The organism is Microcoleus sp. A003_D6, from assembly GCF_036702825.1.
Lineage (GTDB): Bacteria > Cyanobacteriota > Cyanobacteriia > Cyanobacteriales > Microcoleaceae > Microcoleus.
In genome coordinates this window covers 75,777-91,141 of the sequence record NZ_JAUBWA010000009.1, presented here as the reverse complement: position 1 = coordinate 91,141, position 15,365 = coordinate 75,777, and the positions used below count along the sequence as shown (strand labels likewise).

Sequence of the window (15,365 nt, the reverse complement as noted above, 5' to 3'; positions counted from 1 at the left end):
AAGCTTATAGTATCAAGGGATTCGCGAGTTCATTCATCTTTCTAAATGCTGTTTTCTTACTTTTTCAGCAAGCCCTATATACATCTGTTGACCCGAAAAAACTGAAGTCTTGACTACAAAATTGTGAAACTTTTGCTGCATCAGAAAGAAGTGAAGTTTGGGCTACAAATTTTTAAAATCCGTTCCCGATACCTTCTTCCACAATAAATCTAAGGAATAATCCCTTTAATGAACCAGCCAACAAAAATACCTATAAAAAAAGCTCCTATTTGACCAGTCGAAACAAAATTGTTCCAAGCTTTCTGGATATTTGTAAAAATTTCGTATGAATCCGAGCTTTGACCTAAGAGCACCGTACTCAAATGAGATTTCAAAACTAACAAATGAGAGACATCGTTCCAATTAATCGAGCTGGTTAATCCAGCAGTAATTTCCGGGATTAAATTAACTATCATGGTGATTTTCTCCTGCTAAAGGTGTTACCCTAAGTACAACCAGAGTCATGTCATCTTCATTGCGGTTGCCTATGCCGATAAACTGGTGAACGCGATCGAACAAATAATCCAAAATTTCTTCAGACTGCTGATAGTTTTGACAGGCCCACTGAAAAGCCGAGATCAAATTATCCTCATCAAACCGATCGCCCCTTTGATTAGCAGCATCAGTAAATCCGTCTGTGTAATAAATAATAATATCTCCTGGCTGCAATTGCATTTGAGCTTCTTGGTAGTGCGAATCAGCATCCAGACCAATTAACATTCCCTCCAAAGTATCCAGCCGAAGAATCGAATTAGTTGCAGCTTGCCACAGCAAAGGCGGGTTGTGAGCAGCATTACTGTAAGACAAAACGCGAGTTTTCGGGTCATACTCCGAATAAAATAGAGTCACAAAGCGGTGGGAATTTTCCAAATCCGCGTGCATTACCCGGTTTAAATGTTGCAAAATTCTCGAAGGCGAGTGACGGTTCAAAACCTCCGCCCGCAGCATACCCCGCGTCATCGTCATCAGCAGGCCAGCCGGCACTCCTTTGCCCATCACATCGCCTATCACGATGCTCCAGCGACCCTTGTCGATTTTGGACTTAAGATTTTTCATCAGGGATGGGGGGTGTTCCCCCTCATCATCCTTGCCGATCGGGTCATAGTCAGCGGGAATAAAATCATAATAATCTCCGCCGACCCTGCTAGCAGTTTGGCAGCGGGCGGCCACGTCAAGACCGGGAATTTTCGGACAACTGCGGGGTTGCAGCCGCAATTGAATTTCCGCCCCGATTTCTAACTCTCTGTCTAAGCGTTCTTTTTCAGCCAACTTAACAGTAAGTTCATCTTTAGAAATCGCCACGGCGGTTTGATCCGCCACCAACCGAACTAATTTCTGTCTGCTGGGAGTCCACAAATATTGCGGGTCACTGCTAAAAACATAAAGCCGTCCGCGTTCCAAATTGTTGACTAAAATTGGCGCCCCAAACAAATGAACATCCGGGCCCAAATAACGACTGACTTGCAGGTCGAGACTAGAGGTTTGTCCAGAGGTTTCGGAAAAAGATTCTGCTGCCGCGCCCGCACCTGCTGTAGCTTGCCTGGTGGCTATTTCTAGCGCTTTTCGCATATCTTGGCACTGCCGTCCTTCCTGACAGTGCAACTGCTGGAACCTGACTTGACCGTTGGGTTTGAACAGCACTAGAGCTCCCCCGTCAGCGTCGGTAATGCGAGTCGCCACCAAAGGCACCAACTCCAAAAATTGGTTGAGATTGTTAAAACTGCGCAGGGCAAACGAGAGCGAACCCAACATATCTTGAACGTTGTGCTGGTATCGGTGCAAGCGCGCCACCAGTTCTTTGAGGGCAAATACTGGCGTCGCGTCCGTGGAATTGCGACCCGTCGGGCGGTCAGCAGGTTGAGGTGAGGGGCGAGGCAAAGGCACAGCAGTCATTTTAGATTTGTGATTTTCGATCTTAGAAGGAAGAGGATTGATTGAGGAGTTATATCAATTCCGGTTGCACCGTCAGTGACTGTTGACTGTTGACTGTTGACTGTTTGAACAATAGACCGATGCAACGGGAAACGATATTAAACACCAGCGAGCAGAAACCCGGTTTTTTTCTCTTTAGTAGTTTGCTGCGATGCTAGTTTGAGGTTAAGGATTTGAGACTTTGAAGCTCTGTATCCGCCTCCCAAAATCGGGACGGCTACAGATACCTCATCCATCTAAAATCTAAAATCTAAAATCTAAAATCGAGCAGGGCTTCAACAAATTCATAACTAGAAAACGGGCGCAAATCTTCGATGCTTTCCCCGACTCCAATAAACCGGATGGGCAGACCAAGCTGCTGCACTACCGCTAGGGCAACACCACCTTTAGCAGAACCGTCGAGTTTTGTCAATACTACTCCGCTTAATTTTGCAGATTCTGCGAAAACTTCTGCCTGTCGCAAACCATTTTGACCGAGTGTTGCGTCCAAGACCAGTAGAGATTCTACGGTAGCGCCTGGGGCTTTTTTATCTACAATGCGACGGATTTTACTTAATTCGTCCATCAGATTTTTTTTGTTTTGCAATCGGCCTGCGGTGTCTACGATCAGCAGTTCTGTGCCTCGGGCGCCTGCGGCTGCGATCGCATCAAACACGACAGCAGCCGGATCGGTATTTTGTCCGGGGTTGGCAATAATTTCGACGCCGCTGCGGGCTCCCCAAACTTTCACTTGTTCGACGGCGGCGGCGCGGAAAGTGTCGGCGGCGGCAATTAGGGTTTTGTAGCCGGATTTTTGGGCTATGTGGGCCAGTTTGCCGATCGTCGTAGTTTTGCCCGCACCGTTGACTCCTACGATCAACCAGATGTTGAAGGTGTCTTTTTCCGGGGCAAATGTCAGGCTGTAGGCGGGATTGCCGGCGGCGGTTGCGGCAGTCGGAGCGTCGAGAATGTCGCGCAGGATGCTTTTGAGGAAGGCTAGAGCTTGTTCTGGCGGCAGCACTTCTTGTTTGAGTCTTTCTTGGAGGCGGTTGATAATGATGTCGGTGGCTGCGACTCCGACATCGGCTTGCAGCAGCAAAGTCTCAATTTCGGCTACTGCGTCTTGATTGAGGGGGCCTTGACCGACGATCGCCTTTAGTTGATTAATTAAGCTGCGGCGCGTTCTTTCTAAGCCTTTCCGCAGTTTTTGCAGCCAAGTGATTTCTTCGACGGATACTTGGTCTGGCCGGCGGCCTTGACTGGCTAAGATTTCTGATGACCAAAGGAAGCCTTCGTCAAAGGCGAAACCGGGAATTTCTTCGATAATTGCTGCTCTCTCGGCGGCGGCTGCAATTACTTCGGGTTCTTCAATTGCCGTTTCTTTGAGGCGTTCGATGCGCTCCATTCGATCGGCCTGAGCTCTGGCCCAAAACGGCAGGGATTCGTCTGCTCGGCCTTCGGATGCGAGTGATTCGGTTTCTACAACCTCAGTTGCAGGTTCGGCAATTTCTATATTTTCTGCTGTAACTTCTAATTGTCGAGCAATAGGTGCAATGTCGATCGCCCCGGCTGTTGGTTGCAGAGTTTCTGGAATTTCTACTGGGTTGGCTGCATCGAGTTCCGTCGCATCGGTAGCTTCAAGCACTGGAGCTTCTGCAACTTCTGGAACTTCTGCAACAGTTGGCGCTGTGGGTGCCGGTTCAAGTTCGATCGTACCGGTTGCTTCAACAGTCGCCGGTCCTGCAACTTCTGCAACTTCTGTTTCGGTAGCTGCAACCTCGGGCTCTGCTTTTTCAGCAACTTCTGCTTCAGGTTTCTGCTGTTTTTGAATATTTTTGTAAGCCGCTTTTGCCCAATTGAGATAATCTTCGGCTACAGCGTCCGAGTTTTGGTCGGCTGCTGCATCTGTTGGAGGCTCAACCGGTGCGGATTTGGCTTGCTCATCTTGGGGCTGTTCGGGTGTTTCTTTTTCCGAAGATTCGCTTTCGCTGTACTGGCGACGAAACCAATTAAATACCATAGTTTATGGGGAATAGAGAATAGTTATTAGTCATTAGTCCTCAGTCCTTAGTGTAGAGCCGATTGCGGATTGCCAATCACTAATGACCAATGACTGCTGACTGCTGACTAATGACCAATGACTAATGACCAATGACTACTGACTAATGACTACTGACTAATGACTACTGACTACTGACTACTGACTACTGACTACTGAGTAACAGCTTCTGCATTGATTTTATCGACTACTCGGCGGAGGACTCCGTTGATGAAGCGATGTCCTTCGTCGCCGCTGTAGCGTTTTGCGAGTTGGACGGCTTCGCTGACGCTGACTTGTTCGGCTAAGCCGAGATATAGGATTTCGGCGATCGCGATTCTCATGATATCTCGATCGATCCGAGCCAACCGTTCTATTTGCCAGTCTACAAGCGCTTCCGAGAGCAATTCGTCAATTTGAACACGGTTGGCGCTGACTTTCGTCAGGATTTGCAAAGCATAGGTGCGGACATCTTGCTGGTTGGCTAGCTGGATCAGTTCTGGAAACTCCATTGCTGAACCGAGACGGTTGATGGCGGTTTGGGTGAGTTCGACTGCTTCGCGCACCATTGTTCTAGCACTTTGGATATCGGCGGCGCGGATTTCGCTGGCAAGCAGTTTGTCGCTACCCCGCTGCACTTCGGAGGCTGCTGCTTCTAGGGCTTCTTGAACTTCTGCTGTCAGGGTGCGGATGGCGGCGAGGACGACATCTTGGAGTTTCTTGGCTTCTAAGAGTTCTGGATTCGCCGGCAGTTGGCTGATGCCGAGGAGTGCGAGTTCGCGTGCTGTTTCGCGGGCTTTTTTCATAGTTTTTAGATAGGAATTGGGAATTTAGGAATTTAGGAATTGTTGAGATTGCTAAGAAAGACAAGACTGGGCGGTTGAAACCGCATCTACACAGACAAAACCCGCCTCCGCGGGTTGAAGATCGGAAGGTTGACGTTACGCGATCTTTCTTTAGTCCGCGGAGGCGGACATCGTTTGTCTAGGCGCGGTTTCAACCGCCGTCTGATCTTAGCAAAAAACCTGCCCTCGGTCATGATTGTTTGTGGGCAGGTTTTGGAGAAGACAAAGGCGGTTGAAACCGCGTAAGCGTCAAACTCTCACCCACCTCCGTGGGTTGAAGACAAAGGCCGTTGAAATTACGTTTTTCTAGGCGCGGTTTCAACCGTACGTCCTATCTTGGTTCAATCTTCTTCGACTGGGACAGGCTGGTATCTTGATTCGGATCTCAAGGGTTCGAGTGTTTTTCCTGGGGGTTTATCGCTGGAGACTGCAACTGAGTTGCTGGGGTTGACGATGCCGCCTGAGATGATGACTTTAAAGGCATCTTCGATCGACATTGACAAAGTGACTACATCTGCCTCCGGGACTATAGCGTACCATCCGGTGGTGGGATTGGGAGTGGTGGGGATGAAAATGCCGATCGGGCTTTCGCCGGACAAATGAGGCGGAATATCGTTACTCTCGATCGTACCGGTCACAAATGCCAAAGTCCAGATTCCCCGCCGGGGATACTCTACTAACACCACCCGGCGAAACTTGTCATTGGACTTGAGGATAGTTCCCAGCAGTTGTTTAAGGGTTTTGTAAACCGAACCCGCTAGCGGAATTGCCTGCAACAGGCGTTCGCCCAAGTCTAGCAACCATCTCCCAAAGATATTGCGGGCCATCAAACCGATGATTGTAATGCTCAGCAGGGGTACAGCCAGCCCTACTAAGAGATTCAGCAGATTTACCAAAAGCGGGTTGAGTCCGTCAAAAGGGTTGATCTGCTTGGGAATTTTGGTGAGAAAATTGATGACCCAACTGGCGACGGTGATTGTCAGCCAGATGGTGGTAGCTAAGGGGATCACTACCAGCAGACCTGCGATTAGGTCGTTTTTTAAGTCTTGTTTGATGCGTTGGAGCACGGCGGGTCAAATCTCCTCGTAACTGGCTGCAAATAACGTGAACAAACCTGAGACTAAAGAAACTGCACGGGCGAAGAGTGAAAGTCACCATTTTTATTGTCTTCTATCCGATCTTTGGGCGCCCTTTCTTTAGGGAAGAGTTAGGTGGTAGTCACTCGCACTGCTGTACTTGTATTGTAAAGAATTATTGCAAATTAGTGGCTGTCTTTAATATGCGCGATCCCTGAAACATTTTACCCTATTGTATATTTTAAGACAATTTAGCTCGGACTTAACCAATAAGCTCACAGCAGCGTTGAGGCTGCGGGAGTCGGGGCGTTTCCTGTAAAGGGCTTTTGGGCTTCTTCCACACATGAGTTTTTAGGGTGGGCGTCTCTGCTGCACCATCCTAGATTGTCTATTATGTTCGAGGGGGAGAGGGGGAGAGGAGTTGACGGCTGGGGAATACGGCATTGAAATATGCAGTTTAATAAATGCAGAACAGCTTAGAACAAGATCCGTGGCGATCGTACCGCGATCGCGCCCACCCCTGGCGGGAAAATCAAATTTTTGTGGAACAAGCCGAAAGGGCTGTGATTGAGAAAGGTGACAGATTTTAGGTTTAATTTTTGTAAAAAATAAGGTAAGCTGTTGTGCATTTAAATTGTATATTTCGAGTCCCGAGCAAAAATCGTCAAATCCTCTCCCCCTCTCCCCTTCTCCCCCTCTCCCTCTCTAATACCATAGGCAATCTAGATGCAACACAGCTTACTTCTTAGACTGTGTGACTATACTTTGAAAAATCGTAAAATATACGGAAATTGATTTTCTGTGGCGGGAGTACCCAAAAAATAGCTTATGTTTAAGACAGCAGGACTGTTTGAAGAAAACCCTATTCAGCGAAATGTTGCGAGTGTTTCAGCGGAAATACTAGACTTATTTGGCAGTAAGTTCGATCGCTTAAATCAAAGCAGCCAAATTGCCGTCGGCGATACCAATGTTTTATTTGATACCAGCTACGATTTCACTCAAAAACCAGATTTGGCTGCTGCTGCGACTAATAGTGCGATTCCCTTCGGGATAGCTTCGCTTCACGACCTTTTTGAGCCCTTCACCGATTTCAGCCTCCAATCGTCAGGAGACGACAATCTTAAATTTGATAGCAGTCTAAAATCCCAGACCGATGTCTCCAGTCAAGTTCAGAGAGACGAACTGACAGGGATGGATTTTGCTGTTGGTGATGCTGTGGGCGATCGTGATGGCGGGCCAGAACTCGCGCAATCCCAAACTTCTTCCCTAATACCTTCAGAAAAATGGGCTTTTGACTTTAAAGATTATACCATCGACCACCAAGGTTTAAACACCCTAAATATCAAAGTTGGTTACGACTTAAAACCGGGAATTACCCCGAACGAATATCCCGATTTTGTGCCAATATACCAAAGTATTGATAACTTCTTAGTTAACTACCCAAACGAAACAGATTTTTGGGAAATTCTTAACAAAAATTTGACGCAAAAGGTACTCAATGAAAATTCGGTACTCACAGATGTTACGATACAACTTGAAGTTTTGCCAACGGAGATATTGCCCTACGATCGCGCCAGTACAGTTTTCCGCAGTCAATCGGGCAAAATCACAGAAGATTGGAATTTTTCAGTCAAAGACTACGCAATAAATCACCAAGGATTGAACAAGCTCAATCTCGATGTCAATTACCAGTACAAGCCAGGAATTACCCAACAAGAATATCCCGATTTTGTGCCAATTTATAAAACCATTGATAAGTTTTTAACCGAGTATCCGAACGAAACAGATTTTTGGGAAATTGTCAATAACAACTTGACTCAAAATATCCTCAACGAAAATCCTGCCTTGGCGGCAATTAAGATCGATTTCAACGTTTTGCCAAGCCAAAGCTTGCCCTACAACCGCACCAGCAAAGTTACTCGCACTCAACCCAGCAATCCTCAAGGAACTTTCCTCGTTGGCAATACCAGGGGAAATAATGTACTTCGGTTTGACGGCAATACCGGCAATTTTCTAGGCGAATTTATTCCACCGGGAAGCGGCGGTTTGTCCAATCCAGATACGATCGTTTTTGGGCCAGATGGCAATGGCGATGGTAAGTCGGACATTTACGTTGCTAGCGGCGACAAGCCAGGAAATTCGGGAGAAGCGACAGCATCTGCGGTATTGCGGTATGACGGAATTACTGGCGCATTTATTGACAAGTTTGTCGCTGATAATCCGAACACGGCGGCCGATGAAACTGGCGGATTGTTTCGCCCTTACGGTTTAGCTTTTGGCCCTGATGATAATTTTTATGCCAGCAGTTTTTTGAGCGACCAAATTCTCCGATATAACGGCAAAACAGGACAGTTTATTGATGTATTTGCTTCGGGGAATCAGCAAGCGGGAGGATTGAATGGCCCGAACGGTTTACTGTTTGCTCCTGACGGCAATTTGTACGTGACAACGCAGGGGAGTGTTGCGAGCAATGGTCAACCAGATTTTAGCGCAAGTTTCCCCAGTCAGGTGCTGCGTTACAACCCGCAAACCCGGCAGTCAAGTATCTTTGCTTCGCCCGATCCTTCGCCTCGGAGTCAGGGATTTGCAAGTCTTTTGGGAATGGCAATCGGGCCCGCTGACGGCGACCTTTATGTCAGCGATTTTGCTAACGATATCAGGCGCTACAATTTAACAAGTGGGGAATTGGTCAAGGTTTTATCTACCAATTATACTGATACTTCGCCCAGTAGCAATTATGTGGGTAGTTTGGCATTTTCGCCGATCGGCAATTTGTTTGCAGTTGGCTTTGACAACCGCGCCAATGCTAACGGTGCCGGCGCTGTTTTGCGGTACAGTGGCAAGACTGGCGAACCGCTGCCAATATCGGGAAATCCTGGATCGAGTAACAGTTCTATTTTTGTCCCTCCCGACAGCAAGCTAAAGCGTCCAGTAGGAATTGCTTTCTTTCCTTCCGATGCTCAACTGACGCAGAAATGGAATTTTACACTGGCAAATTACCCAATTAATCATCAAGGGTTAAACAACCTAAATATTGATGTAAATTATCAGTACAAAGATGGGATTCAAAATTCTCAGTATCCTGATTTTGTGCCGATTTACAAGAGCATTGACAATCTTTTAGTTAACTACCCGAACGAAACTGATTTTTGGGAAATTGTTAACAAAAATTTGACTGAAAAAGTGCTTGCAGACAATCCGGAAATTTCGTCTGTAACGGTTAATTTGGATGTTTTACCGACGAATCGATTGCCTTACGATCGCAGCAGTACGGTGACTCGCACTCAAGATGGTAAATTAGGCGAAGCGTGGGATTTCAATATTCCTAATTACTCCATAGATCACCAGGGTTTGAATAACCTCAATATTGATGTTAAATATCAGTACAAACCAGGAATTACGCAGGATGAATATCCAGACTTTGTGCCGATTTATAAAAGCATCGACAATTTCTTAACTAATTACCCAAATGAAACGGATTTCTGGGAAATTATTAATAAGAGTTTGACGCAAAAGCTTCTGGCCGAAAATCAGGTTTTGGATTCGCTGCAAATTAATCTGGAGGTTTTGCCGACTAACAGATTGCCTTACGATCGAGCTAGTATTGTGTCGATCGCTTAGGATCGCGAATTAAATAACTTACAATTTTAATTGTTATTGTGGGATGGGCGTCCCGCCCGTCCAAAAAGGGCGGGCTTTCCCGCCCAACCCCTACTCCCCACTTTCAAGAGTGTAAGTTATTTAATTCTCATTCCTTAGCCTGTTATTGAAAATTAGATGGACAAATCTTGACCGCAAATACATACTTAGCTACCGTAAGGGTACGGTTAAGTATGTTGCGTAGAAACCGGATTTTTGCGCGTCCAAGACTAACCCATTTAAATTGTCTGTTGTGCTGAAAAACCCGGTTTTTTTAGGAAACCGAGTTTCTGAATTAGAGCGAGTTCGCAAAGCTCCATCTTGGGATAGATGCCTGTGTTTCCCTGCATTGGATACTTGACACTCCCCGACTATCAAGGTACGGGGATTCTTAATTCAGCGACTAACCTTTAAGTGTTGCGTCCTTTCGGCAATACTCCGACTTTTCAACCGTAGAATCCTACCAATTAACGAGCCTGATTCGCAGCCACCCCAGCGGGTCTGTCTCCAAAAGCGTACTAGAATATTTATCTAGAGTTTGGGTATGCCCTACCCTACTTAACAATCCTAAAAATAGTTTGTTTTGACTGGTTTAAGACTTACTGAATTCAGCCTCTAGCTGTTTAAAGAGTTTTCGCTGCTCTGCGTCCCCCGGTTTATGCCTAAAAGTGTGTCTCATGTCCTGTTTCACTTCGGGCAAAGGAATTTGACCTTGACTTTTATACTATACCCCAGATATCGGAACTTATCGGACTTTTTGAAAAAAGTTTTAAGAAATTAAAGCTGTCCTAGACAATACTCCGGACAGTTTTTTGGGCCGCGACAGAAACCCGCATTCTACCGTTAAGATTTCACCTGCTGAGGAAGCTGGAACCCTCATTCTACCGTTGGTGATTGAAAACTGTCCGGACTATTGCTAGAAGGACAGGGTTTAAAACCCAAATTTTTGATAAATAGTTGTGGACGCAAATAAGGTCAAAAACCCGGTTTCGGCATTAACGCCGATCGCTCACAACCTGTTATTTTGACTCTTAACCGAATTTTTGTGCCTCCAAGACCCAAAAAGATAGTTTTTTTTATCGGAGTTCGCGATGCACCCGCAAACCGGGGCAGAGGTTTAAGCAGAAAGCGGAGCAATTTTTTATATTTTTTTGATAGCGGCGATCGAAATTAAGTAAATAATGGAAGTATGCAATGGATTTTGAGTAAAAATTTAAGTAAAACATATTAAGGAATTTTTGTGAAAACGCTCAATATTCTCTTAGTAGAAGACAGTCCGCTGGATGCCGAACTGATCGAGGCTTATCTAGTTGATGGCGGGCTGGAATTTTCTCTGCGGTGCGTGGAAACTCGGGAAGAGTTTGTAGCAGCACTGGAAGAACAGTGTTGTGACATTATTTTGGCAGATTATATGCTGCCTTGTTTTAACGGGATAGTGGCGCTCTCAATCGCCCGCGCTACTTGTCCGGGAGTGCCGTTTATTTTTGTATCGGGTACTTTGGGCGAGGAAGTGGCGATCGAAACTCTCAAAAGCGGCGCTACTGATTACGTTCTAAAACGCCGTTTGCTACGCTTGGTGCCGTCGATTCAGCGGGCCCTGCGGGAAGTTCAAGAACGGAGCGATCGCAAGCAAGCCGAAGCACAGCAGCAGGAGAGCGAAGCGAGATTTCGGATTATGGCAGATACCGCGCCGGTAATGATTTGGATTTCGGACACTGACCAACTTGGCGATTACTTTAACAAAGTTTGGCTGGAGTTTACGGGTAGAACTTTGGCGCAAGAAATGGGCAGGGGTTGGATGGAAAACTTGCACCCCGATGACTTGCCACAATGTCTGGATATTTACCAAAAAGCCTTCGACGCCCGCTGCGAGTACCGGCTAGAATGCCGCTTGAGGCGCTATGACGGGGAATATCGCTGGGTTTTGGGTACGGGCGTACCCCGGTACAGGCCCGATCGCACTTTTGCAGGTTACATCGGTTCTTACATCGATATTAGCGATCGACAACAGGCAGAACAAGAACGCGCTGCTGCTTTGTTCTGCGAACAAGCGGCTCGCAAGCAAGCAGAAGAGACAGCGAAAGCGCTGCAATCGGCAAACGATCGAATTACTAACATTCTCGAAAGCATTACCGATGCTTTTATAGCGGTCGATTTACAGGGGAACTTCACCTATGTCAACCACCACTCTCTTGAGCTTTTCGGCAAGTCACAAGCGGAACTGATAGGTAAAAATGTTTGGGATGTATTTCCCTGGGCTGTCGATTTACAGTGTTACAAAATGGCTGCCCAAGCATTAGCAGAAAAAGTAACGGTCGAGTGTGAAGAATTCGTGCCGTTATGGAATAAGTGGTTGAAGGTGCGCTGTTATCCTTCCGATTCTGGTTTGTCGGCTTACATCCAAGACGTTAGCGATCGCAAGCAAGCAGAAGTTGCACTCAAAGCTAGCGAAGAAAAGCTGAGAATGTTAGCAGAATCTAACTTGATCGGAATTCTCTTCAGCGATGTTGACGGCGGTATCAGTGAGGCTAACGACGAATTCTTGCGGATAGTGGGCTACACGCGGGAACAGTTGCAGCGCGGGGAACTTCGCTGGATTGACATTACACCGCCGGAGTCCCTACCGCAGGACGATATCGGCATCGCCGAGGCAAAGGCAAAGGGCGTTTGCACTCCCTACGAAAAGGAATACCGAAGACCAGATGGCAGCCGGATTCCGGTGCTGATCGGATATGTTTTGCTGGGCGAAAAGCGGCAAGAATCTGTGGCTTTTGTTCTCGATTTGACGGTGCGCAAGCAGTTGGAAAGAGAACTTCACGATCGAGCCGAGGAATTGGCGCGGGCGAACCGGATTAAAGATGAGTTTCTGGGAACTTTGTCCCACGAATTGCGGACGCCGCTGAATGCGATGCTGGGATGGACGCAACTGCTGCGAAACCGGAAGTTTGACGAAAAAACGACTGTTGGGGCTCTCTCCACGATCGACCGCAATACGCGATCGCTGGCAACTCTGATCGAGGATTTGTTGGACGTGTCGCAGATTATTACCGGCCAACTGTCGCTGAATTTGCGGTGGGTGGATTTGATTTCGACTGTTGAAGCTGCGCTCGATACTCTCGCGCCCGCTATTGCGGCAAAAAATATTGAAATTGTGACGGATTTCGACCCAACTGCGGGGAGGATTGTGGGCGATTCGGGCCGCTTGCAGCAGGTAGCGTGGAATTTGCTGTCGAATGCGGTTAAGTTTACTCCTGATGGCGGACAGGTGAGGGTGGCGCTGCGGAAGGTGGAGGGGACTCGGGCCCCCGTGCAATCGGCCAGAATCGAAAATTTGTCGCCGGCTAGTGTGGAAATCTCAGTCAGCGACACGGGAGAAGGGATTGCGGCAGAGTTTTTGCCGCACGTTTTCGAGCGGTTCACCCAAGCTGACAGCTCTACAACGCGATCGTACAACGGATTGGGTTTGGGTTTGGCCCTAGTGCGCCATTTTGTGGAAATGCACGGGGGGACGGTGCAAGCCGAATCGGCCGGGAAGGGACAAGGATCGAGGTTTTTGGTGAGATTGCCAATTCAACAGCTTCATGGCGACGGCGGATTTTCTGTTGCCGGGCCCGGGGAGTTTGGGGTTCGACAAAGGAACGTGCGAGCTTCTGCAAGTGAGTCTTTTGTCAGTACCAACCTTTCTGCTGTGCGGGTGTTGGCGGTCAATTTCGACGGGGATTCCCTGGATTTTGCGCGTACAGTGCTCGAAGATTGTGGGGCCCAGGTGGAGATTGCTGCCTCGGAAATGGAAGCCCTGGAGGCGATTGCAAGGCTGAATCCAGATGTGTTGGCGATCGATATTGGGATGCATGGGGAAGATGGAGAGGCTCTGCTACGACAAGTGCGATCGCTCGTGCTGGACAGGGAAATTCCGGCGGTGGCGTTCACGGCTCGCAGTAGGGTAGAGGAACGGGTGCGGGCGCTGCGGCAGGGTTTTCAAATTCACGTCCCCAAGCCGATCGATCCTGCTGAGTTGGTGGCTGTGGTGGCAACTTTGGCGAGGAGATCGAACGATTTTAGATTTTAGATTTGAGATTGACTTTGTTTGCCAACTTTGAGGACGGAAATCCTAACTGCAAAGCAATTTTCTTGGATTCGAGCGATCGGATAATCCTGCCGACCAACGTTTTTTTAGTATATAGCAGAAGTCCGATGGAAGTCGGAAGAACATCGATGTGAATAAGCAGTAACGGCAATAGTTTCAGCGATTAAGAATAGACCTCTTGCAAAAACAACTAGGACGGGCAAGATGCCCATCCCACAAAAAACATTTTTCCTTGTGGAACGGGCAAGATGCCCGTTCCAAAATTTGATTAAAAGGACTTTTGCAAGAGGTCTAATGTCCTAAGTGTCTGGCGCGGTTGCTTGAATTAACAATTCAAGCTAATTTGTCAATCCCCAAAAGTTAGATATTTAATTGAGGTCAATATTGGTAGTTTTTGATACTGATAGCAGTTTCAAAAAAGAATGCAACTGTAGGCCCGCGCTCCAAACCCTGATAGTCATCAGTATTCCCCATCTAAAATCTAAAATGGTATGAGGTGCAGGGACGATCGTCCTCAACTGTATCTGCTCAAATATCAAGTTCAGCAAATCGGTGCTTCAACAGAAAAATACCCTGCCGTCAATGCTTCTAGCACTCGTCTATTTCCCGCCGTGCAAGGATTTGGACTGGCCGCCCGGTTCCAACTATCGACGGCTAGATACCAATTGCACCCGGCCTGCATCCATTTCATCCATTAATAACTCTAAAGCCTCATAATCAATATCCGAGATGTAGCCCAAACGGGTGAGCTCGTAGTTGATTTCGTTTTCAATGTCAGGCGTTAACTGCTTAATGTAGAGGGCTTTTTCTACAAGATGACGAATAGCATAGGTTGCTTGCATAGTAGCTCGGAGAACTCCGTACAGTTCAATTATCATCCGAACGGTCGATCGCGCGCGTGATCTAAATCAGAACGAATAAGTGATTTCAATTACATTATTCAGTTTAACCTAACAGCTAGGGCAAAGTCGATCGCAATTTTTAAAATTCTCAAGACTTGCGCCTGCTGGCAAAATAAAAAATAGTATAGTAGCTTACGTTTCCTCATTTTTAGAATTCTCAAGACTTGCGCCTGCTGGTCAAAATAAAAAATAGTATAGTAGCTTACGTTTGCTCCCCAAATTTTGCGGAAAATTTCATAAAAAAGAGTTAATAAATAAAGATTCAGTAAAATATACTGAAAACAACTGGTCGGTTTCCCTCAGAGCAAGTTAGGCTCGGAGGTATCAAGTAGGTTTAGGCTTACAACCTTCTAGCACAGTAGTTGAAAATACGCAGCAACCATAGGTTTGATATATGCAGACACTTCTTGCCGATCGACCAATTACAGTGATTCGACCCCTAGACCACCTGAATGCAGCCACCTGCGGAGAATTCCAACGGCAACTAACGACAGCAATTGCAGCCCCCGGGGTTGTAACGGTACTCGTAGATTTTGGCGAAGTAACATTTATTGACAGTGCCGGTTTGATGGCATTGGTTTCGGGCCTCAAGCAGGCGAAAAAAATGGGGCGCAGGTTTAGTATTTGCTCGGTATCCGCCGGGATTAGGATGGTTCTGGAACTCAGTCAACTCGATCGAGTTTTTGAGATATTTGAAAACGTCGATAGCTTTGAAGCCGAAAACTCCTGTTTCAGTTGACAGTTGACAGTTGACAGTTGACAGTTGACAGTTGACAGTTGACAGCTTGCTCTCCGAGCGAATGGGTGCTCCCAAAATTTTAGACTTTT

10 protein-coding genes are annotated in these 15,365 nt (G+C 47.0%); 4 read left to right on the top strand and 6 right to left on the bottom strand.

Annotated elements, in window-relative coordinates:
• Positions 1 to 209: 209 nt before the first annotated feature.
• From QUB70_RS04775 to QUB70_RS04755, 5 genes are all read right to left on the bottom strand, one after another.
• The gene (locus QUB70_RS04775; RefSeq protein WP_332978670.1) at positions 210 to 455 is read right to left on the bottom strand and encodes a hypothetical protein; all 246 of its coding nucleotides are present in this window, start codon (positions 453 to 455) and stop codon (positions 210 to 212) included.
• The gene (locus QUB70_RS04770) at positions 445 to 1,932 is read right to left on the bottom strand and encodes a PP2C family protein-serine/threonine phosphatase (protein ID WP_332978668.1); all 1,488 of its coding nucleotides are present in this window, start codon (positions 1,930 to 1,932) and stop codon (positions 445 to 447) included. The genes QUB70_RS04775 and QUB70_RS04770 overlap by 11 nt, the downstream gene beginning before the upstream one ends.
• A gap of 289 nt (positions 1,933 to 2,221) precedes the next feature.
• Positions 2,222 to 3,970 (bottom strand): signal recognition particle-docking protein FtsY, encoded by a 1,749-nt coding sequence (gene ftsY, locus QUB70_RS04765; RefSeq protein WP_332978667.1) that lies wholly within the window; start codon positions 3,968 to 3,970, stop codon positions 2,222 to 2,224.
• A 191-nt stretch (positions 3,971 to 4,161) separates the two neighbouring features.
• A complete protein-coding gene (gene nusB, locus QUB70_RS04760; protein ID WP_332978665.1) occupies positions 4,162 to 4,794 on the bottom strand; it encodes a transcription antitermination factor NusB in 633 nt (210 codons plus the stop codon).
• A gap of 380 nt (positions 4,795 to 5,174) precedes the next feature.
• Complete coding sequence (locus tag QUB70_RS04755) at positions 5,175 to 5,900, bottom strand: DUF502 domain-containing protein (protein ID WP_332978663.1); 726 nt, start codon at positions 5,898 to 5,900, stop codon at positions 5,175 to 5,177.
• A gap of 473 nt (positions 5,901 to 6,373) precedes the next feature.
• Between QUB70_RS04755 and QUB70_RS04750 the strand changes: the two genes are divergently transcribed.
• The 3 genes from QUB70_RS04750 (at position 6,374) to QUB70_RS04740 (ending at position 13,617) form a co-directional block, all read left to right on the top strand.
• Positions 6,374 to 6,499 carry a hypothetical protein gene (locus tag QUB70_RS04750; protein WP_332978662.1) on the top strand — a complete coding sequence of 42 codons (126 nt, stop codon included), beginning with the start codon at positions 6,374 to 6,376 and terminating at the stop codon, positions 6,497 to 6,499.
• Between the two features lie 238 nt (positions 6,500 to 6,737).
• On the top strand, positions 6,738 to 9,530 hold the full coding sequence (locus tag QUB70_RS04745) for a Vgb family protein (protein WP_332978661.1): 2,793 nt from the start codon (positions 6,738 to 6,740) through the stop codon (positions 9,528 to 9,530).
• A 1,258-nt stretch (positions 9,531 to 10,788) separates the two neighbouring features.
• Positions 10,789 to 13,617: a PAS domain S-box protein gene (locus QUB70_RS04740; RefSeq protein WP_332978659.1), complete on the top strand. Its 2,829-nt coding sequence runs from the start codon at positions 10,789 to 10,791 to the stop codon at positions 13,615 to 13,617.
• A gap of 662 nt (positions 13,618 to 14,279) precedes the next feature.
• Here QUB70_RS04740 and QUB70_RS04735 read toward each other — a convergent pair.
• Complete coding sequence (locus QUB70_RS04735; RefSeq protein ID WP_332978672.1) at positions 14,280 to 14,477, bottom strand: hypothetical protein; 198 nt, start codon at positions 14,475 to 14,477, stop codon at positions 14,280 to 14,282.
• A 454-nt stretch (positions 14,478 to 14,931) separates the two neighbouring features.
• Here QUB70_RS04735 and QUB70_RS04730 point away from each other — a divergent pair, with 454 nt between their 5' ends.
• Entirely contained in the window at positions 14,932 to 15,276 is a 345-nt protein-coding gene (locus QUB70_RS04730; RefSeq protein WP_332978658.1) for an STAS domain-containing protein, read from the top strand.
• The last annotated feature ends 89 nt before the right edge of the window (positions 15,277 to 15,365 follow it).